The organism is Xylophilus sp. GOD-11R, assembly GCF_033546935.1.
Lineage (GTDB): Bacteria > Pseudomonadota > Gammaproteobacteria > Burkholderiales > Burkholderiaceae_C > Xylophilus.
This window is the reverse complement of sequence record NZ_CP137854.1, coordinates 890873-909094: the sequence shown is the minus strand read 5'-3', so window position 1 is coordinate 909094 and position 18222 is coordinate 890873. Positions and strand designations below refer to the sequence as shown.

Sequence of the window (18222 nt, the reverse complement as noted above, 5' to 3'; positions counted from 1 at the left end):
ATTCGTTCACAATCGCCCGCTTTGTCCGCGCGGACGCTACTCCGTCACCACGCGTCACCCTTCGAAAATGCAGCATCCTGTTCCTGTAATCGTCACTGTCGGATGGACGGAACGTCTGGTTTCGGCCCAGGCTCCACCGCTCGCAAACGACGAAAACGTGCTGGCGCTGGTTTCGGTTGACCTGGATGTAACTTTACGTTTCACATCCAGCATTTTGGTACTCACCAATCGACGGCTGATGTCGTCCGGCACCGACGGTTCGGCCTGGAGCGAGTGGCCACTGCACCCGGGCATGCGACTGTGCCTGTCGGACCATGGTGGCGTGGGCCATCTGGAGCTTTGCGACGTCTCGGCCCGACTGTCGGTCTGGCGCTACACGCTGGCGGTGCAGCCCCAGGTGCTGGCGATGCAGGCACGGTTCGAGGAATTGTTGGCCGGCACGGTCAGGCCGCACGACATAGCGCCGGACGTCGACGACCTGACGCCCCCCGGCGAGGTGCCGTCGACCTGGGTGCTGCTGCGTCTTTGGCGCTTCGCCCGCCCGTATCGCTGGCAACTGCTGGCCGGCCTGCTGCTCACGCTCGGCTCCACCGCCGCGACGCTGGTGCCGCCCTACCTTACGATTCCGCTGATGGACGAGATCCTGATCCCGTTCCAGAACGGCCAGGAGATCGCGCCGGCCAAGGTCGGTCTTTACCTGGGCGGATTGTTCGCCGCCGCACTGCTGGCCTGGGCGCTGGGCTGGGCGCGAACCTATCTGCTGGCGCTGGTGTCCGAGCGCATCGGCGCCGACCTGCGCACCGCCACCTTCAACCACCTGCTGCAGCTCTCGCTCGAATATTTCGGCAGCAAGCGCACCGGCGACCTGATGGCCCGGCTCGGCGCCGAGACAGACCGCATCAACGTGTTCCTGTCGCTGCATGCGCTCGACTTCGCGACCGACGTGCTGATGATGCTGATGACCGCCGGCATTCTCTTCTCGATCAACCCCTGGCTGGCGCTGGCCACGCTGGTGCCGCTGCCGCTGATCGCCTGGATGATCCACGTGGTGCGCGACCGGCTGCGCACCGGCTTCGAGAAGGTCGACCGCGCTTTCTCCGAGGTCACCAACGTGCTGGCCGACACCATTCCCGGCATTCGCGTGGTGAAGGCCTTCGCCCAGGAAAGGCGCGAGGGCGAACGTTTCCATGCGGCCAACGCCCGCAACCTGGCGGTGAACGACCGCATCAACCGCACCTGGTCGCTGTTCACGCCCACGGTCACGCTGCTGACCGAGATCGGCCTGCTCATCGTCTGGGGTTTCGGCATCTGGCTGGTGGCGCACCAGCGCATCACCGTCGGCGTGCTGACCGCCTTCCTGGCCTACATCGGGCGCTTCTACATCCGGCTCGACTCCATGAGCCGCATCGTGTCGATCACCCAGAAGGCCGCGGCCGGCGCCAAGCGCATCTTCGACATCCTCGACCACGTCTCCAACGTGCCCGAGCCGATCAACCCCATCGCCTACCCCACGCCGCGCGGCGCGATCAGCCTGCGCGGGGTGAGCTTTCGCTACGGCAGCCGCTCGGTGGTGCGCAACCTCGACCTGGACATCAAGCCCGGCGAGATGATCGGCCTGGTCGGCCACAGCGGCTCGGGCAAGAGCACGCTGGTCAACCTGATCAGCCGCTTCTACGACGTGACCGAAGGCTCGATTTCCGCCGACGGCCACGACATCCGCCGCTACAAGGTGGCCGACTACCGCCAGCACATCGGCCTGGTGCTGCAGGAGCCGTTCCTGTTCTTCGGCACCATCGCCGAGAACATCGCCTACGGCCGACCGAACGCCACCCGCACCGAGATCGTGGCGGCCGCGCGCGCCGCCCATGCGCACGACTTCATCCTGCGCCTGCCGCACGGCTACGACTCGCTGGTGGGCGAACGCGGCCAGGGCCTGTCGGGCGGCGAGCGCCAGCGCATCTCCATCGCCCGCGCGCTGCTGATCGACCCGCGCATCCTGATCCTCGACGAGGCCACCTCGGCGGTCGACACCGAGACCGAGAAGGAAATCCAGCGCGCGCTCGACAACCTGGTGCAGGGCCGCACCACCATCGCCATCGCCCACCGGCTGTCCACGCTGCGCAAGGCCGACCGGCTGGTGGTGATGGACCGCGGCCAGGTGGTCGAGGTCGGTCCGCACGACGAGCTCATGGCGCGCGGCGGCGCGTATTTCCGTCTCTACCAGGCGCAGGTGCGCCGGGTCGACACAGAAAACCTGGAAGACCTCAAGAACGCGCCGTCCATCGCCACGGCCGTCGGCACCCATTCCGCCCATCCGTCCGGAGATTCCTGATGGCGCCCATGCACCTCAAGCTTTCGCGCGACACCTTCGGCCGCCTGCTGCTGGCCGACATCCGCGCCACCGAAGAGCCGGTCGTGCCGGTGCGCGCCTTCCCGCTGGCCGCGCCCGACGAAGGCGTGTCGCTGGTCGGCACCGACGGCCACGAGCGCCGCTGGATCCCGCGCCTGGACGAACTCGACGAGGCTTCGCGCGCCATGATCCAGGCCGATCTCGATGCCCGCGAAGTCATTCCCGAGATCGAACGCATCGTGGAGGTGTCGACCTTCGCCACGCCCAGCATCTGGCAGGTGCGCACCGACCGCGGCGACACCGCCCTGACGCTGCGCGCCGAAGACGACCTGCGCCGCCTGCCGAACAACGGCCTGCTGGTGGCCAGCGCCTCGGGCCTGCATTTCCGCATCCGCGACCGCAACGCGCTCGACCGCGCCTCGCGCAAGCTGCTCGACCGTTTTCTGTAAATCGGGCCGCCACGCGGCCACCCTCATCGACATGCACAAGACCGCCCTCGTCCTGTTTTCCGGCGGCCAGGACTCCACCACCTGCCTGGCCTCGGCGCTGACCCGTTTCGAGCGGGTCGAGACCGTCGGCTTCGACTACGGCCAGCGCCACCGCATCGAACTCGACGCCCGCATCGAGGTGCTGGCGCGCATTCGTGCCGAGTTTCCGCAATGGGCGCACAAGCTCGGCGAAGACCACCTGCTCGACCTGGCAGTGCTCGGCCAGGTCAGCGACACCTCGCTCACGCGCGACACCGCTTTCGCCATGGAGCAGAGCGGCCTGCCCAACACCTTCGTGCCGGGGCGCAATCTGCTGTTCATGACACTGGCCGCCGCCCTCGCCTACCGACGCGGCCTGGAGGTGCTGGTCACCGGCGTCTGCGAGACCGATTTTTCCGGCTATCCGGACTGCCGCGACGACACCATGAAGGCGATGCAACTCGCCCTGTCGCTCGGCATGGAGCGGCGCTTTCTGGTCGATACGCCGCTGATGTGGATCGACAAGGCCGACACCTGGGCGCTGGCCGAATCGCTCGGCGATGGCAGCGGGCGCGCAGGCGGCGGCCAAGCGCTGGTCGACCTGATCGTGGAGCACACCCACACCTGCTACCTCGGCGACCGCCTCCACCGACACGACTGGGGTTATGGCTGCGGCGAATGCCCGGCCTGCGCCTTGCGCAAGCGCGGTTACGAAAACTGGCGCGAGAGCCAAAAAGCCACATGAGCGTTTTTGCGGCAATGCAACATGGACCCGAGTCCATTTTGTCGACGTTGCGCTGGATTGACGAAATCACCGCCTAAATCGGTCTGAGCGCAGGGTTTCCCAAGTCAATCGCATCTGCGTTTCGTTAGCGTGCGTATGCTTATGAAACAGGCGGTTTCACGCCCGAAGCCGCGCAACTCCCGATGCTTTCTTACCTGCACTTCCTGCCTTCCTCGCAGGTCGCGCCCACGGCTTTGCTCCTGGGCAGCTACGACCCGTCCTTCGTCGCCCTGTCGGTGGCAATGGCGGTGCTCGCGGCGATCGCGGCCTTGCAGATGACCGGGCTCACGCAGCAAGGTGCCGGGCGCATGTCGCGCGCGTTCGCCATCACGGCGGCGACCTTCATGCTCGGCGCCGGAATCTGGTCGATGCACTTCATCGGCATGCTGGCCTTCCAGCTCTGCACCCAGGTGGGCTACCAGCGCAACGCCACGCTGCTGTCGATGGTGCCGGGCCTGGCCGCCGCTTTCGTCGCAGTGCTCGTCATCACCCGACCGGCGCCCACCCGGGCGCAACGCACGCTTAGCGGCGTACTGATCGGCGCGGGCATTGCCGCCATGCACTACAGCGGCATGGCGGCGATGGTGATCGGCCCGCAACTGCACTACGACCCCGCCTGGTTCCTGCTGTCGCTGGCCGCGGGCGTGGGCCTGTCGGTGCTGGCGCTGCAGATTCACGGCGGCCTGAAACGACTGCGCTGGCTGTCCACCATGCGCGCCAGCATCGCCGGCGGCGTGGTGCTGGGCCTGGCGATCACCTGCACCCATTACATCGGCATGCATGCGGCGCTGTTCGTGGGCCAGCCCGACCCGGCCTTCGCCAACGCGCGGCCGCCCGTGGCGCTGGCGCTGGGCGTGGCGCTGGTCTCGCTGATGGTCATCGGCCTGGTCGGCGGCATCTGGGGACTGCTGCACTACCGCACGCTCGCCAGGCGGCTGCAGGTCAACGAGAACCGGCTGCAGCTGGTGATCGACGGCACCGCCGAAGGCATCGCCGTGCTCGATGCACGCGGCCGGGTGTACCGCTTCAACCTGTCGGCCGAGCGGGTCACCGGCTACAGTGCCGCCCAGATGATGGGCCGCCGGCTCGACACCATGCTGTCGCAGCGCGACGAGGTGCTCGACGCCTACCTCGCCGGCCTGCCGCTGCCCGACGGCACCGCGCCCATCGCCGGCATCGTGCGCGAGCTCACCGTGGCGCAGCCAGACGGCAAGCGGGTGGAGATCCGCCTGTCGGTCGGGCGGGTGAACGTGCCGGACGAGCAGATCTTCGTGGCCTTCGTCAGCGACATCGGCGAGCAGAAGCAGATCGAGCGCGCGCTGCGCGAGCGCGAGGCGCAGTACGGCGCGCTGATCCGCAACATTCCCGGCACCTTCTTCCGCATCGAGCTCAATCCGGCGCGCACCGCCCTGTTCGTCAGCGAGCAGATCCAGTCCATCGTCGGCTGGCCGGCCGCCGACTTCCTGTCGGGCCGGCGCCTGCTGCGCGACATCGTCCATCCGGACGACCTGCCCGCGCTCGAAGCCCGCACCGACGCCATCGCAGCCTCTGCCGATACCCGCGACTTCAGCTTCGAATGCCGCTTGCTGCACGCCAACGGCAGCCACCGCTGGATATCGGCCAATTGCGAGATCGAGAAACCGACCGACATCGGCTTTGCGCGCATCGACGGCGTGATGATCGACATCACCGAGGCGAAGCTGCGCGCGTCCGAATTCGAAGGCACGGTGCGCGCCATCGGACACGCACTGGCGGTGATCGAGTTCGACGTCGCCGGCCGGGTGATCGACGCCAACCAGAACTTCCTGGACCTGACCGGCTACACGCTCGACCAGATCCGCGGCATGCGCCACGCTGTCTTCTGCGATCCGGCCTATGTGGCGAGCCCGGCCTACGTCGACTTCTGGAACACGCTGCGGCGCGGCGAACACCACGTCGGCGAATACGAGCGCTTCGGTCGCGATCGCCGCCCGGTGTGGCTGCACGCCTCCTACAACCCGGTGATGGGCGCGGACGGCCGGCTGTTGAAGATCGTGAAGTTCGCCAGCGACGTGACCAACCGGCACGCGGTGCAGGAAGCCCTGCGGGAAGCCAAGGAGAAAGCCGAGCAGGCCGCCGCCGCCCGCACCGCCTTCCTGGCCAACATGAGCCACGAGATCCGCACGCCGATGAACGCGGTGATCGGTTTCACCGAACTGCTGATGGACACGCCTATCACCCCGGTGCAACGCCAGCACCTGGGCACGGTGCGCCAGTCCGCCGCTGCGCTGCTGGATCTGCTCAACAGCGTCCTCGACACCGCCAAGCTCGAAAAAGGCGCGATGGAGCTGGAAGCGGCCGACTTTTCCCTGCGCGAGCTCGCCGGCCATGTCGTCGATTCGCTGCGCATCGGCAAGCAGGCGCGCCGGATCGCGCTGGAACTCGATTACCAGGACGGCCTGGGCGAGCACTTCCGGGGCGACCCGATGCGCCTGCGCCAGGTGCTGGTGAACCTGGTGAGCAATGCCGTCAAGTTCACCGAAGCCGGTTCGGTACGCCTGGTGGTGCGCCAGGATCCGGCCGTGGCCGTCGTGCCGACGGGCGCCGTCGCGCTGCACCTCGCCGTGCACGACACCGGCATCGGCATTCCGGCCGACCGGCTCCACGCCATCTTCCAGCCCTTCACCCAGGCCGACGCCTCGATGAGCCGGCGCTTCGGCGGCACCGGCCTGGGCATCACCATCGCGCAACAACTGGTCGAGCTGATGGCCGGCGAGATTTCGGTGGAAAGCCGCGTCGGCGTGGGCAGCGTCTTCCATGTGCGCCTGGTCCTGCCGACCGCCGAGGCGCCGGCCGCCGAGGACGCGCGGCTGGCGGTGCTGGTCGTCGACGACATGCTGCGGGACGCCGAGCCGCCGCAGCCACCGACCGACACTTCGGCCGCCGAGTCGCTGCCGCCGGCATCGGTTGCGGCCGAGCACGCACTCGCGGCCCTGCTGCGCGGCGAACTCGACAACGACGCGCTGGCCGCCGTCGACACCGCCCTGCGCCGCCACGGCGACGCCGCCCTGGCCGACCTCATCGCCGACACCATCGGCCAATTCGACTTCGAGCGCGCCGCCACCCTATTGCGCCCGCTGGTCCACGTCCCGGAAAGAATCCCCGCATGAACCCCGCGCGCGCGCCCGGCCACCAGGCCACCCTGCTGCTGGTCGACGACGAACCGCTCAACCTGCAGGTGCTGCGCCACGTGCTGCAGGACGACTACCGCCTGCTGTTCGCCCGCGACGGTGCCCGCGCCCTGGAGCTGGCGGCCAGCGAGCAGCCCGACATGGTGCTGCTCGACGTAATGATGCCGGGCATGACCGGCCACGAGGTCTGCCGCGCCCTGCGCGCCACGCCGGGCGTCTCGCACATTCCGGTGATCTTCGTCACCGCCCTGGCCGACAGCCGCTCCGAGGCGGCCGGTTTCGAGGTCGGCGCGGTCGACTACATCACCAAGCCGATCAGCCCGCCGATCGTGCGCGCGCGGGTGCGCAACCACCTGTCGCTGGTGCGTGTGGAAGAGCTGCTGCACACCCGGCTGCAGATCGTGCAGCGCCTGGGGCTGGCGGCCGAATACAAGGACAACGAGACCGGCATGCACGTGCTGCGCATGAGCCACTACGCGCAGATCCTGGCGCTCGCCGCCGGCTTTTCCGAGCGCGAGGCCGAAGACCTGCTGCACGCCGCGCCCATGCACGACATCGGAAAGATCGGCATTCCCGACGCGATCCTGCGCAAGAACGGCAAGCTCGAGCCCGACGAATGGGCGGTCATGCGCAGCCACGTGGAGATCGGCGCGCGCATCATCGGCGAGCATGCGCAGGGCGTGCTGCACACCGCCTACCAGGTGGCCCTGACCCACCACGAGAAGTGGGACGGCAGCGGTTATCCGCGCGGCCTGGCGGGCGAGGCGATACCGCTGGTCGGCCGCATCGTCGCCATCGCCGACGTGTTCGACGCCCTCACCAGCGAGCGCCCCTACAAGCACGCCTGGCCGATCGAGAAAGCCGTCGAACTGCTGCGCGAGCAGGCGGGCAAGCACTTCGATCCGCGTCTGGTGCAGATCTTTCTCGAGCATCTGCCGGCTTTCCTGGAAGTTCGCGACCGCTTCCCCGAGGACAGCGTGACGCTTCCGGAACTCGAACTCGTCGCAGGTTGAGTACTAACCTGGGGCGCCGCCGGATAAAGCCGGAAAAGAACCGAAAAAAAGCCCTAAATTTTTTCGTACCGGTGCCGTAAACATGTTGAGGCCGACCTTTTCGCACCGCGACGAGGGGCAGCGATGATGCTGCGTCGGCACCCAACCGTGCGGAGATCGCCATGCAGATATCACCCGTAGACAGAAGCGTTGCCATCGTGGCCAAAGCCGATGGCACGGGTGCGAACGCATCCGCCACAGGCCAGAACCAGACCGGCAAGGCAGCTGCCGCCGGCACGACCGAACCGCTGCGCGCCGGCGTCACCCAGGACGCCAGAAAGAGCGGCGACTACCTCAGCGCCCCGCAGGGCGCCAAGGGGCCGGACTCACCTTCCGCCGACGCCAGCAACCAGGACTGGGCGATCACCGCCAAGGCCCTGGCCGAGAAGCAGGAAAAGGAAAAGGAAGAGATCAAGCCGCCGCTGTTCGAACTGCTGATCGAGCAGTTCAACAGTCTCTGGCGCGCCAGCGCCAAGGCGATCGACGCCACCACCCAGGCCCAGGCCCTGACCGAAGCCACCCGCCAGTCGCAGCAGGACGTGACAAACAAGAGCTCGCCGCTGGTCTATACCGACCCGAGCAAGGTGCGCAAGACCTCGTCGGCCGAGGGCGCCTGAGCGCCTGAGCGCATCACCACTCCTTGGGCGGCACCACCCGGGCCTTGCGCACCGGCTCCGCCGCCGCCGGCGCCTGATCGGCCGGCACGACCGCCCCCGGCCGTGGCGCCGCAGCCGCCGCCTTCTCCGCCTGCCGCTTCTCGGCGAACGCGCGGATCTCGTCCAGGCTCACCCGGTTGTCCTTGTCGGTATCGGCCTGGTCGAAGGCATTGCGCAGTCGCGCAAAAGTGGCCACCTCCTCACGGCTGAGGAAGCCGTCGTGATCGGTATCGAGCCAGCCGAACTGCTTGGCGGCCAGAGCCTCGCCTCGGCTGCGGCCGGAAACGGCGCCGATCTCGGCGGCCGACGGCGCCGAGGCCGTGCCGGGAATCGTCTCCAGCGGAATGAAATTTTTTGTCGACTGCGACTGAGCAGATACGGCCGTGCAGAGGGAAAGCAGCAGTGCAGCACCCAGTGCCGGACGAAGGAATCGGGTCATGGAAATCGGCTTTCGGTAGACGGCAGGGGCGGAGCGCCCGCGCCTTCTCGGGGCACCGCCGACGGCTCGGCCGGTGCGGGGGTGACGTGACCGGCCGGCACATGCTGTGCTGCCGAGCGGACGTGGCCGGTCTGGTCGTCGAAGAAAAAGTCGGGCTCGAATTCGCGCAGAAACACCCCTTTCTCGAGCCCGCCGAGGAACATCGCCTCGTCAACCGCGATGTTCCACTGCATCAGTGTGCGGATCGCCCGTTCGTGCGCGGGCGCGCTGCGCGCCGTCACCAGCGCGGTGCGAATGCGCATGCCGCCGGCGGTGGATTGCTGCAGCCGGTGCAGCGCGACCAGCAGCGGCTTGAAGGGCCCGTCGGGCAGCGGCATCGCCGCCTTGCCGCGTTCGTGCGCCTGAAAAGCGTCGAGCCCGCTCGCCTGGAACACCCGTTCGGCCTCGTCGGAAAACAGCACCGCGTCGCCGTCGAAGGCGATGCGCACTTCGTCCGGATAGTTGTCTCCTGCCAGCCGCGACTCGGTCAGCACCCGGGCCGCCGGATGCCCTAGCGCCAGCGCCTGGCGCACGTCGTCCTCGTTGGCTGACAGGAACAGCTTGGCCCCCAGCGGCCGCAGATAGCGATAGGGGTCGCGCCCTTGCGTGAACACCCCTCGCTCCAGCGGCACCTTGGCCGCCTGCGCCGATCGGAAGATGCGCATGCCGCTTACCGGATCGTTGCGCGACAGCACCACCACTTCCACCCGACGCGCGTCCGGTGTATTGAAGGCCAGCAGCTTCTTCACCAGCGAAAACGCCACCCCCGACCGCGCCGGCACATCGAGCCGGTCGAGCTGCAGCTGCATATAGGGCGCGGGATCGTCCTTGTCGAAGATGCGGTTCTCTTCTTCGAAGTCGAACAGCGCCCGCGACGAAATCGCGACCACCAACTTATCGTCCAGCGTCACACCCATAACGACCTTTTCATTTCAGCGACCCCAACCCCGAGGCCAAAGCGAAGCGAGGCCGAGTGCCCGAGAGGCGTGGCAGCGAGGCTCTGCCGAGCCAGCCCGCCGCCCCCGGCAGGGGGTAGGCGAAGCACACGAAGTGAGCGCAGCCTGGGGGCGAGCCAATCTCCCGAGGCCAAAGCGAAGCGAGGCCGACTGCCCGAGAGGCGTGGCAGCGAGGCTCTGCCGAGCCAGCCCGCCGCCCCCGGCAGGGGGTAGGCGAAGCACACGAAGTGAGCGCAGCCTGGGGGCGAGCCAAGCTCCCGAGGCCAAAGCGAAGCAAGGCCGAGTGCCCAAGAGGCGTGGCAGCGAGGCTCTGCCGAGCCAGCCCGCCGCCCCCGGTAGGGGGTAGGCGAAGCACACGAAGTGAGCGCAGCCTGGGGGCGAGCCAATCTCCCGAGGCCAAAGCGAAGCGAGGCCGACTGCCCGAGAGGCGTGGCAGCGAGGCTCTGCCGAGCCAGCCGCCGCCCCCGGCAGGGGGTAGGCGAAGCACACGAAGTGAGCGCAGCCTGGGGGCGAGCCAATCTCCCGAGGCCAAAGCGAAGCGAGGCCGACTGCCCGAGAGGCGTGGCAGCGAGGCTCTGCCGAGCCCGCCCGCCGCCCCCGGCAGGGGGTAGGCGAAGCACACGAAGTGAGCGCAGCCTGGGGCGAGCCAATCTCCCGAGGCCAAAGCGAAGCGAGGCCGAGTGCCCGAGAGGCGTGGCAGCGAGGCTCTGCCGAGCCAGCCCGCCGCCCCCGGCAGGGGGTAGGCGAAGCACACGAAGTGAGCGCAGCCTGGGGGCGAGCCAAGCTCTCGAGGCCAAAGCGAAGCGAGGCCGACTGCCCGAGAGGCGTGGCAGCGAGGCTCTGCCGAGCCAGCCCGCCGCCCCCGGTAGGGGGTAGGCGAAGCACACGAAGTGAGCGCAGCCTGGGGGCGAGCCAATCTCTCGAGGCCAAAGCGAAGCGAGGCCGACTGCCCGAGAGGCGTGGCAGCGAGGCTCTGCCGAGCCAGCCCGCCGCCCCCGGCAGGGGGTAGGCGAAGCACACGAAGTGAGCGCAGCCTGGGGGCGAGCCAATCTCTCGAGGCCGAGTGCCCTGGGGGCGAGACGGTGAGGCTACGCCGAGCCAGGCCGCCGCCCCCGGTAGGGGGTAGGCGTCCACACGAAGTGGGAAAGCCTGGGGGCGAGCCACTACTTAACGAATTGGTTGAGCTGGATGATCGGCAGGAGGACTGCCAGCACGATCATCATCACCACCAGGCCCATCACCACGATGAGCAGCGGCTCCAGGATGGTCGCCAGCGCCATGGCCCGCCGCTGCACCTCGGTCGACAGCTGCGCGGCCGCGCGCTGCAGCATCAGCGGCAACTGGCCGGTCTGCTCGCCCAGCCGCGCGAACATGCCCAGCAGCCCTGGAAACCGCTTCTTCTGCGCCAGCGCCGACGCCAGCGGCGCGCCTTCGCGCACCAGCACCAGCGCGTCCATCGCGTCCTCGCGCATGGCCCGGTTGTGCAGGGTTTCGGCAGCGGCCTGCAGCGCCCGCAGGATCGGCACGCCGGCCGACGCCAGCAGCGCCAGCGTGCTGGCGAAACGCGCGCTGTTGTAACCCCGCGCCAGCCGTCCGACGATCGGCAGGCGCAGCCAGGCCGCATCGATCTGCATGCGCAGCGCCGGCCGCGCATAGGCCGCCCGTACCGCGAAGGCCACGACCACCAGCACCCCCAGAATCGCCCACCCGTAATGGCGCACCGCGTCGCTGATCGCGAGCATCGCCACCGTCAGGAAAGGCAGCGCCCGTTTGGTGCCCACGAAGACCGACGCCACCTGCGGCACCACATAACTCACCAGGAACAGCACGATGACGATGGCCACCACCGTCACGATGGCCGGATAGAGCGAGGCCCCGACCAGCTTGCCCTTGAGCGCCTGGCGCTCCTCCAGGTCATCGGCCAGGCGTTCGAGCACCAGGCCGAGGTTGCCGGTCTGCTCGCCGGCCGCGATCACCGCGCCGTACACCGGCGTGAAATCGCGCGGATGCTGCGACAGGGCCCGGGCGAAGGTGGAACCGGCGTTCACCTCGGCGCGCAGGGTGGCCAGCAGCGCATGCTGACGTTCGTCTTCGGATTCGTCGGCGAGTGCGGCCAGCGCGCGCTCCAGCGGCAGCCCGGCGCTGACCAGCCCGGCCAGCTGGCGCGTCCAGATCGACAGACCCGCCGCGCCGAAGACCTTGCGGGCGAAGAGCCGTGAGCCACCTGCCGCGCCGCCACCCGACGAGGTCACCGGCTCCACCGCCAGCGGCACCAGGGCCTGCGCCCGCAGCAGGCCGCGTGCGGCACGGGCGCTGTCGGCCTCGAGCATTCCCTTGCGGGACCGTCCCTGGGCATCGAGGGCTTCGAACGAAAAGGCTGGCATGCGGCGCTATCGAAAAAAACCGGTCCGGCGGACCGAGGCCGCTATTGTCGGTCCGCAGCCCGGCAGGGCAATGACGATCTCAGGCCGCGACCGGCAGCGAACGGACCGCCTGGGCGGCGATCGTGAGCGAGCGCAGCCGCAGCGCCTGGTCGTACACGTCGCTCACGAAGATCAGCTCGTCGGCCCCTGTCTGCGACACGATGGACTGCAGGCCTTCGCGCACCGTTTCCGGCCCGCCCACCACCGCCAACGCCAGAAAGTCGGCGATGCCGGCGCGCTCCTGGGGCGACAGTCCCTGCACGAAGCCCGGCACCGGCGGCCCGAGCTTGCCGCGCTGCCCGGTCAGGATGCCCAGCACCCGGCGGTAGGTGCTGGTGGCCAGCAGTTCGGCTTCGTCGTCGGTGGGCGCAGCGATAAGCGGCACGCCGATGGCGACATAGGGCTCGGCGAGCGTGGCCGAGGGCTTGAAGCGCGCCCGATAGAGCTCGATGGCCTGCAGCAAAAAGCGCGGCGCGAAGTGCGAGGCGAAGGCATACGGCAGGCCGCGATCGGCGGCCAGTTGCGCCGAGAACAGGCTCGAGCCCAGCAGCCAGATCGGCACCTCGGTGCCGGCGCCCGGCGTGGCGATCAGCCGCTGGCCGGGCTGGGCCGGTGCGAACAGACGCTGCAGCTCACCCACGTCGGCGGGAAAGTCGTCGACCGTCTCGGTGCGGTTGCGGCGCAGGGCGCGCATGGTCGTCGGGTCGGTTCCGGGCGCACGGCCCAGGCCGAGGTCGATGCGGCCGGGATACAGCTCGGCCAGCGTGCCGAAGGCTTCGGCCACCACCAGCGGCGCATGGTTGGGCAGCATCACGCCGCCCGAGCCCACGCGGATGGTGGAGGTGCCGCCGGCCACGTGGCCGATCATCACCGCCGTCGCCGAGCTGGCGATGCCTTCCATGTTGTGGTGCTCGGCCATCCAGTAGCGGGTGAAGCCCAGCGACTCGACATGGCGCGCGGTTTCCAGCGCGTTCTTCAGCGCCTGGGAGACGGTGCCGCCTTCGCGCACCGGCACCAGATCGAGCATGGAGAGCCGGATGTCCCTCAGGACGTCGGCGGATTCATCGAAAGCGGAATCGGGTGTGGTTTCCATATTCAGCCAGTTGTGCGCCGAGAGGGCGATTTACAAGCCTGCGAGTCGGTCTTCGGTCGACAGTTCCAGCCGGCAGCGGTCGCCGCCGGCCTGGCGCCAGACCTCGACCGCGTGCACCGGGAAATCCGTCTCGTGGAGCTTGCGGGCGATAAACAGGCAGAGGTTTTCCATCGTCGGCGCGCCCAGGCCGGGTACTTCGTCGAGCAGGTGGTGGTCGAGCTGCTCGCGCACCGCCTGAAGGCATTGGCGCAGCTGGCCCAGGTCCACCACCATGCCGGTCGCCGGATCCGGGCTGCCGAAGACGACCGCGCGTGCATGGTAGGTATGGCCATGCACACGCCGGCTCCCGACGGCCTCGATCTTGCGCTCCAGCGTGTGGGCGGCATCGAAATAAAACTCCTGACTGACTTCAAAGCGCATGTTCAACGAATACCGGTGACCTTGTGGGTCTGGAGGGAAAGGCGCCAGGCCGGGCGTTCCATGCACAGGGCGATGCAGGCCTGGGTGTTGTCGGCGTTGTGCGGGCCGCCGACGAGGCCGAGCCGGGCGGTGTCGTCCATCGGCTGCAGAAAGCGGTGGGTGAAGTCGGCGGCCTCCAGCGTGGCCAGATCGAGCCCGGGCTGCGGCCACACTACTTTGAGTTCATGCCCCTGGCGCTGCACCCAGGGCGCGCCGGCCTTGGGACTGACGCACAGCCAGTCGATGCCGGCCGGTGCCGCCACGCTGCCGTTGGTCTCGACCGCGATGGAGAAGCGCTCGGCATGCAGCGCGGCGATGAGCGCGTCGTCAACCTGAAGCAAGGGCTCACCGCCGGTGAGCACCACCAGGCGATGGTCGCGGTCGTGTGCCGGCCAGAGCGCGGCGATCTGCGCGGCCAGCGCGGCCGGGTCGCGGAATTTGCCGCCCCGCGTGCCGTCGGTGCCAACGAAGTCGGTGTCGCAGAAGCGGCAGACCGCCTCGGCGCGCCCGTCTTCCCGGCCGTTCCAAAGATTGCAGCCGGCGAAGCGGCAGAACACCGCCGGGCGTCCGGCGTTCGCGCCTTCGCCCTGCAGCGTGTAGAAGATTTCCTTGACCGTGTACACCATAAGAGGGCGCAATTGTCGCCGGTCGCGGACGGCCGCCCACCGCCTGCGGTCATTGGACCGGTCGGCGGGTCCTGACCACCGCACCAGCCGGGCGCATTTTTTTGCATGCAGATAGGCATGCTTTCTGCATACGCAGCGCTTCATGAGCGATGTCCAACCCCGTGCGCCTTCTGCCATCGAACTGGTCGCCCTGACCAAACGCTACGCCTCGGGCGCGGCGGCGGTGGACGACATCGACCTGCGCATCGCGCCCGGCAGCTACTGCTGCCTGCTGGGGCCTTCGGGTTGCGGCAAGAGCACCACGCTGCGCATGATCGCCGGCCACGAGATCGCCTCGGCCGGCGACATCCTGCTGGACGGTCGCAACATTACGGTGCTGCCCGCCGCCGATCGTGGCACCGCCATGATGTTCCAGAGCTTCGCGCTGTTCCCGCACCTGAGCGCACTCGACAACGTCGCCTTCAGCCTGCGCATGCGCGGCGTCGGCAAGGACGAACGCATCATGCGTGCCCAGGAACTGCTCGAACGTGTGGCGATGGGCGCGCTGGCCCAGCGCAAACCCTCGGAACTCTCCGGTGGCCAACAACAGCGCGTGGCCCTGGCCCGGGCGCTGGCCACCCAGCCGCGCGTGCTGCTGCTCGACGAGCCGCTCTCCGCCCTCGACCCCTTCCTGCGGATCCAGATGCGCGCCGAGCTGCGCCGCTGGCAGAAGGACCTGGGCCTGACCTTCATCCACGTCACCCATTCGCAAGAAGAAGCCATGGCGCTGGCCGACACCATGGTGGTGATGAACCGGGGCCGCATCGAACAGGTGGGCGCGCCGCGCGATGTCTACAACGCGCCGGCCACCGAATTCGTCGCCCGCTTCATGGGCGGCCACAACGTGATCGAGACCAGCGCCGGCAAGATCGCCGTGCGCACCGACCAGCTGCAGGTGTCGCCCTCGGGCTCGGCCCTCGCGGGTCTGATGGGCACGGTCACCGACGTCGAATACCAGGGCACCTACGTGCTGCTCGGCCTGCACGCACCGGCCGCGGGTGGCGACGGCGCGGTGTCGGCGATGTTGTCCGAAGCCGCCTTCGCCCAGCGCCCCTACGCCACCGGCGAGACGGTGCAACTGTCGTGGGCGCCGCCGCAGGCCCACGCCCTGTCGGCCTGAATCCGCCGGCTACGCGAGCGTCCCATTTTTCCGTTCGTTTCCTGTCGTCATTCCGTCATTCCAACCAAGGAGCTTCCATGTCCGACACCCTCGAACCCCAGAACGTCGCGCTGCAGCGCCGCACGCTGCTCACCGGCATGGCCGGCATCCTGGCCAGCGGCCTGGCACCCGCGGTGCACGCCCAGGAAAAGATCACCCTGCGCTACCTGGGCACCGCGGTGAACCAGGACAAGGCCATCGCCGAGAAGTTCAAGGCCGACACCGGCATCACCATCCAGTACGTGGCCGTCACCACCGACGACGTCACCAAGCGCGCGGTGACCGCGCCCAACAGCTTCGACCTGATCGACACCGAATATTTCTCGCTCAAGAAGATCGTGCCCACGGGCAACCTCAAGGGCATCGACACGAAGAAGATCAAGAACGCCGACAAGATCACCTCGCTGTTCACCACCGGCACCGTGGCCGGCAAGGCGGTGGGCGACCAGGGCACCGCGCCCAAGAAGGTGATCTTTCTGGAAGGCGAGAAGAGCAAGGTTTTCGCCAAGTCGCCGACGCAGTTCATGTCGCTGATCCCGACGGTCTACAACGCCGACACGCTGGGCATTCGCCCCGACCTGATCAAGCGCCCCATCACCAGCTGGGCCGAGCTGCTCAACCCCGAGTTCAAGGGCAAGGCGGCCATCCTCAACATTCCGTCGATCGGCATCATGGACGCGGCCATGGTGGTGGAGGCCACCGGCAAGTACAAATATCCCGACAAGGGCAACATGACCAAGGCCGAGATCGACATGACGATCAAGGCCTTGATCGAAGCCAAGAAGGCCGGCCAGTTCCGCGCGCTGTGGAAGGACTTCAACGAGTCGGTGAACCTGATGGCGTCCGGCGAAGTGGTGATCCAGTCGATGTGGAGCCCGGCCGTGACCGCCGTGCGCACCAAGGGCATCGACTGCGTGTTCCAGCCGCTGAAAGAGGGCTATCGCGCCTGGGCCGCCGGCTTCGGCCTGCCCTCGACCCTGTCGGGCCGCAAGCTCGACGGCGCCTACGAATTCATCAACTGGTTCCTCGACGGCTGGGCCGGTGCCTACCTCAACCGCCAGGGCTACTACAGCGCCGTGCTGGAGACCGCCAAGGCCAAGATGGAAGCCTACGAATGGGCCTACTGGATGGAAGGCAAGCCCGCCAGCCAGGACATCAAGAGCCCTAACGGCGACCTGCTGGCCAAGGCCGGCGCGGTGCGCGACGGTGGCAGCTACGAGCAGCGCATGGGTGGCATCGCCTGCTGGAACGCGGTGATGGACGAGAACGAATACATGGTGAGGAAGTGGAACGAATTCGTCGCGGCCTAACGGCACGCGTCGAATTCGACCCCCAGGCTTCGCTTCGCTCTCGCCTTCCCCCTGTGAGGGGGCAACGCCAGCCGTCCGGCAAAGCCGGCCCGGCGGCGTTCTCCAACGGGCTTCGCTTCGCTTGCCGAGTGGGGCATCGCTCCTTTTTTGAACAGCATGAACACATCTGACATCCCTGCCGCTGCGCCAGCGTTGAACGTCAAGCCGTGGTGGCAGGCGGGGCCGTTCGCGGCGGTGTTCCTGCTGTTCTTCATCGTGCCGCTGGCGCTGGTCGTGATGGTCAGCTTCTGGGACTTCAACGAGTACGAGCTGCTGCCGGGCTTCACGCTCAAGAGTTACCTGTCGGTGTTCGAAGGCTGCTCGCGGCTGAACGAGGACGGCAGTCTGTGCGTGACGCTCTCCACCTACCTCTCTACGCTCAAGTTCTGCGTGCTGGTCTGGGGCATCACGCTGGTGCTGGGCTTCACCGTGGCGTACTTTCTGGCCTTTCACGTGCACTCGCCTGGGCTGCAGACCGCCCTGTTCATCCTCTGCACGATTCCGTTCTGGACCTCCAACGTCATCCGCATGATCTCGTGGGTGCCCATGCTGGGCCGCAACGGGCTGGTCAACGGCGTGCTGACCGGGCTCGGCATCGTCGACCAGCCGGTGGAGTGGCTGCTGTTCTCCGGCTTCTCGGTGACGCTTGCCTTCGTGCACCTCTACACCATGTTCATGATCGTGCCGATCTTCAACAGCATGATGCGCATCGACCGCAGCCTGCTCGAAGCTGCCGCCGACGCCGGCGCCTCCGGCTGGCAGACGCTCTGGAGCGTGATCGTGCCCCTGTGCAAGAGCGGCATCCTGATCGGCTCGATCTTCGTGGTCACCATCGTCATGGGCGACTTCGTCACCATCGGCACCATGGGCGGCCAGCAGATCGCCTCGGTCGGCAAGATCATCCAGGTGCAGACCTCCTATCTGCAGTTCCCGCTGGCCGCGGCCAACGCGGTGGTGCTGCTGGTGACCGTGCTCATGATCATCTGGGGCCTGACCCGCGTGGTCGACATCAGGAAGGAGCTATGAAAACCCCCAGGCTCGCCCACTTCGTGTGGCCGCCCACCCCCTTGCAGGGGGCAACGCTGGCCGTCCGGCAAAGCCGGCCCGGCCGCGTTCCCGCACGGGCTTCGCTGCGCTGGCCGGTTGAAGCGGCGCGCGCTT

Annotated in this window: 15 protein-coding genes; 9 read left to right on the top strand and 6 right to left on the bottom strand. The window is 68.0% G+C overall.

The features are described from left to right. The first annotated feature begins 67 nt into the window (after positions 1 to 67). From R9X41_RS04245 to R9X41_RS04220, 6 genes are all read left to right on the top strand, one after another. Complete coding sequence (locus tag R9X41_RS04245; RefSeq protein ID WP_318633646.1) at positions 68 to 2332, top strand: cyanophycin metabolism-associated ABC transporter; 2265 nt, start codon at positions 68 to 70, stop codon at positions 2330 to 2332. Next, complete coding sequence (locus R9X41_RS04240) at positions 2332 to 2799, top strand: cyanophycin metabolism-associated DUF1854 family protein (protein WP_318633645.1); 468 nt, start codon at positions 2332 to 2334, stop codon at positions 2797 to 2799. The genes R9X41_RS04245 and R9X41_RS04240 overlap by 1 nt, the downstream gene beginning before the upstream one ends. Positions 2800 to 2830: 31 nt before the next feature. Further along, positions 2831 to 3562, top strand: a complete 732-nt coding sequence (queC, locus tag R9X41_RS04235) for a 7-cyano-7-deazaguanine synthase QueC (RefSeq protein WP_318633644.1) — start codon at positions 2831 to 2833, stop codon at positions 3560 to 3562. Between the two features lie 182 nt (positions 3563 to 3744). After that, complete coding sequence (locus R9X41_RS04230; RefSeq protein ID WP_318633643.1) at positions 3745 to 6750, top strand: MHYT domain-containing protein; 3006 nt, start codon at positions 3745 to 3747, stop codon at positions 6748 to 6750. Then, positions 6747 to 7784, top strand: a complete 1038-nt coding sequence (locus R9X41_RS04225) for an HD-GYP domain-containing protein (protein WP_318633642.1) — start codon at positions 6747 to 6749, stop codon at positions 7782 to 7784. The genes R9X41_RS04230 and R9X41_RS04225 overlap by 4 nt, the downstream gene beginning before the upstream one ends. A gap of 197 nt (positions 7785 to 7981) precedes the next feature. Then, positions 7982 to 8440 (top strand): hypothetical protein, encoded by a 459-nt coding sequence (locus R9X41_RS04220; RefSeq protein WP_318633641.1) that lies wholly within the window; start codon positions 7982 to 7984, stop codon positions 8438 to 8440. Positions 8441 to 8453: 13 nt separating this feature from the next. Here R9X41_RS04220 and R9X41_RS04215 read toward each other — a convergent pair whose 3' ends face one another. The 6 genes from R9X41_RS04215 to queE form a co-directional block, all read right to left on the bottom strand. Beyond that, a complete protein-coding gene (locus R9X41_RS04215; RefSeq protein ID WP_318633640.1) occupies positions 8454 to 8918 on the bottom strand; it encodes an EF-hand domain-containing protein in 465 nt (154 codons plus the stop codon). Continuing rightward, entirely contained in the window at positions 8915 to 9874 is a 960-nt protein-coding gene (locus R9X41_RS04210; protein ID WP_318633639.1) for a 5'-nucleotidase, read from the bottom strand. The genes R9X41_RS04215 and R9X41_RS04210 overlap by 4 nt, the downstream gene beginning before the upstream one ends. A 1202-nt stretch (positions 9875 to 11076) precedes the next feature. Beyond that, positions 11077 to 12297, bottom strand: a complete 1221-nt coding sequence (gspF, locus tag R9X41_RS04205) for a type II secretion system inner membrane protein GspF (RefSeq protein ID WP_318633638.1) — start codon at positions 12295 to 12297, stop codon at positions 11077 to 11079. A 79-nt stretch (positions 12298 to 12376) separates the two neighbouring features. Then, positions 12377 to 13429: an LLM class flavin-dependent oxidoreductase gene (locus R9X41_RS04200; RefSeq protein ID WP_318633637.1), complete on the bottom strand. Its 1053-nt coding sequence runs from the start codon at positions 13427 to 13429 to the stop codon at positions 12377 to 12379. Positions 13430 to 13459: 30 nt separating this feature from the next. Beyond that, positions 13460 to 13849 carry a 6-pyruvoyl trahydropterin synthase family protein gene (locus R9X41_RS04195; RefSeq protein WP_318633636.1) on the bottom strand — a complete coding sequence of 130 codons (390 nt, stop codon included), beginning with the start codon at positions 13847 to 13849 and terminating at the stop codon, positions 13460 to 13462. A 2-nt stretch (positions 13850 to 13851) separates the two neighbouring features. Continuing rightward, positions 13852 to 14514, bottom strand: a complete 663-nt coding sequence (queE, locus tag R9X41_RS04190; protein ID WP_318633635.1) for a 7-carboxy-7-deazaguanine synthase — start codon at positions 14512 to 14514, stop codon at positions 13852 to 13854. Between the two features lie 142 nt (positions 14515 to 14656). Here queE and R9X41_RS04185 point away from each other — a divergent pair, with 142 nt between their 5' ends. The 3 genes from R9X41_RS04185 (at position 14657) to R9X41_RS04175 (ending at position 18087) form a co-directional block, all read left to right on the top strand. Then, positions 14657 to 15673, top strand: a complete 1017-nt coding sequence (locus R9X41_RS04185) for an ABC transporter ATP-binding protein (protein WP_318633634.1) — start codon at positions 14657 to 14659, stop codon at positions 15671 to 15673. 77 nt (positions 15674 to 15750) lie between these two features. Next, a complete protein-coding gene (locus R9X41_RS04180) occupies positions 15751 to 17022 on the top strand; it encodes an ABC transporter substrate-binding protein (RefSeq protein WP_318633633.1) in 1272 nt (423 codons plus the stop codon). Positions 17023 to 17178: 156 nt separating this feature from the next. Continuing rightward, positions 17179 to 18087 carry an ABC transporter permease gene (locus R9X41_RS04175; protein ID WP_318633632.1) on the top strand — a complete coding sequence of 303 codons (909 nt, stop codon included), beginning with the start codon at positions 17179 to 17181 and terminating at the stop codon, positions 18085 to 18087. Positions 18088 to 18222 lie beyond the last annotated feature (135 nt).

What these genes read in the sequence shown, in the direction of transcription:
- R9X41_RS04245 (WP_318633646.1), top strand. Translation starts at nt 68, where the DNA reads ATGCAGCATCCTGTTCCTGTAATCGTCACTGTCGGATGGACGGAACGT.
- R9X41_RS04240 (WP_318633645.1), top strand. Translation starts at nt 2,332, where the DNA reads ATGGCGCCCATGCACCTCAAGCTTTCGCGCGACACCTTCGGCCGCCTG.
- queC (WP_318633644.1), top strand. Translation starts at nt 2,831, where the DNA reads ATGCACAAGACCGCCCTCGTCCTGTTTTCCGGCGGCCAGGACTCCACC.
- R9X41_RS04230 (WP_318633643.1), top strand. Translation starts at nt 3,745, where the DNA reads ATGCTTTCTTACCTGCACTTCCTGCCTTCCTCGCAGGTCGCGCCCACG.
- R9X41_RS04225 (WP_318633642.1), top strand. Translation starts at nt 6,747, where the DNA reads ATGAACCCCGCGCGCGCGCCCGGCCACCAGGCCACCCTGCTGCTGGTC.
- R9X41_RS04215 (WP_318633640.1), bottom strand. Translation starts at nt 8,918, where the DNA reads ATGACCCGATTCCTTCGTCCGGCACTGGGTGCTGCACTGCTGCTTTCC.
- R9X41_RS04210 (WP_318633639.1), bottom strand. Translation starts at nt 9,874, where the DNA reads ATGGGTGTGACGCTGGACGATAAGTTGGTGGTCGCGATTTCGTCGCGG.
- gspF (WP_318633638.1), bottom strand. Translation starts at nt 12,297, where the DNA reads ATGCCAGCCTTTTCGTTCGAAGCCCTCGATGCCCAGGGACGGTCCCGC.
- R9X41_RS04200 (WP_318633637.1), bottom strand. Translation starts at nt 13,429, where the DNA reads ATGGAAACCACACCCGATTCCGCTTTCGATGAATCCGCCGACGTCCTG.
- R9X41_RS04195 (WP_318633636.1), bottom strand. Translation starts at nt 13,849, where the DNA reads ATGCGCTTTGAAGTCAGTCAGGAGTTTTATTTCGATGCCGCCCACACG.
- queE (WP_318633635.1), bottom strand. Translation starts at nt 14,514, where the DNA reads ATGGTGTACACGGTCAAGGAAATCTTCTACACGCTGCAGGGCGAAGGC.
- R9X41_RS04185 (WP_318633634.1), top strand. Translation starts at nt 14,657, where the DNA reads ATGAGCGATGTCCAACCCCGTGCGCCTTCTGCCATCGAACTGGTCGCC.
- R9X41_RS04180 (WP_318633633.1), top strand. Translation starts at nt 15,751, where the DNA reads ATGTCCGACACCCTCGAACCCCAGAACGTCGCGCTGCAGCGCCGCACG.
- R9X41_RS04175 (WP_318633632.1), top strand. Translation starts at nt 17,179, where the DNA reads ATGAACACATCTGACATCCCTGCCGCTGCGCCAGCGTTGAACGTCAAG.